Below are 1,165 nucleotides of genomic sequence, written 5' to 3' on the forward strand. Positions count from 1 at the left end.
TACTGAACTTGAATGCGTGATGTCGGTCAGCCGTCCATGATCAGGCCGGTGCCGGCGAGGCAGCTGTTGACCAGGTCGGGGTGGTGCTGGATCTGTTTGAGCCTGTGCTTCACGGCTCGGGTGATCTGGCCGAGGTCGGCGGCGGCGAGGTTGCCGATGTCGCGTTTGACCAGCGACCAGACGCCCTCCTGCGGGTTGAGGTCCGGTGCGTAGGTGGGCAGCTGGAACACGGTGAGCCAGTCGGCATTCGCGGCGATGAACTCCCGCAGCGGCTTGGTCAGGTGGAGGCGGACGTTGTCCCAGACCAGCACGATCGGGCCGCCGAGCTGGATCCGGGCGCGGACGATCAGGTCCCGAAAGTCGCGCCAGCCGAAGCCCTTCGGCTCGTCCTTGCGGCCCCGGTACTCGCGGATGCGGTAGATCAGTCGGGACCGCTCGCCGGGTTTGTAGCAGGTCATGCCCGCCATCGACACACGGCCGGAGCCCCGACCGCGCACTCTGACGACCGGTGCCCGGCCGATCCGGCCCCAGGTCCTGGCACGCGGCGGAGTCATCGACTGCCCGGCCTCGTCCTCGAAGACGATCCAGGCTCCGAGAGCCGCCGCGGCGCTCTTACCCGCGGCCAGGTCTCCTTCTTCCACACCTCGACCGCTGCGTCGTCGCGCTCGATCGCCCGGCGGGCGGGCTGCTGCCACGACCAGCCGTGCCGCTTGAGCAGCTGCCATGTGCCCTCGACCGTGTAGGAGACGTGGAACAGCCGGCCGATCAGCGTCTTGATCCGCGCGAGCGTCCATCGCTGGTCCGCCCAGCCATGGGCGAGCGGACCACGTTCCAACTCCCTTTCGAGCCTGGCGATCTGGGCCGGACCAAGTCTCGGTCGGCCCGGGGAGCCCTTCGACTGGATACCGACCTCTCCACACTCGCGCCAGGCCCGGCGCCACCGCTCCACCGACCGCTCGCTCACGCGCAGCGCGGCAGCGATCTCCCGGTTCTTCTCCCCGCCCTCGAAGCGTTCCACGGCCTGCAGCCGGATCCGCTCCCGCGCGGCCCTCTCGGCGTCGGTCAACCCGCCGCCCTGCGCGTACCTCACGAACCCAGAGCTACCGGAGCCCACCCACCGCCGTCAGGCGAACGGCTCCGACATCACTCAATCAAGTTCAGTACT

The 1,165-nt window shown here is 69.0% G+C and carries 2 protein-coding genes; both read right to left on the reverse strand.

The window, feature by feature from the left end:
* Window positions 1-26: 26 nt before the first annotated feature.
* Window positions 27-554: a transposase gene (locus ACH4SL_RS36990; protein WP_398454672.1), complete on the reverse strand. Its 528-nt coding sequence runs from the start codon at window positions 552-554 to the stop codon at window positions 27-29.
* Window positions 551-1,090 (reverse strand): winged helix-turn-helix domain-containing protein, encoded by a 540-nt coding sequence (locus ACH4SL_RS36995; RefSeq protein WP_398454670.1) that lies wholly within the window; start codon window positions 1,088-1,090, stop codon window positions 551-553. The genes ACH4SL_RS36990 and ACH4SL_RS36995 overlap by 4 nt, the downstream gene beginning before the upstream one ends.
* Window positions 1,091-1,165 lie beyond the last annotated feature (75 nt).

This window comes from Streptomyces sp. NPDC021020, from assembly GCF_044333285.1.
Lineage (GTDB): Bacteria > Actinomycetota > Actinomycetes > Streptomycetales > Streptomycetaceae > Actinacidiphila.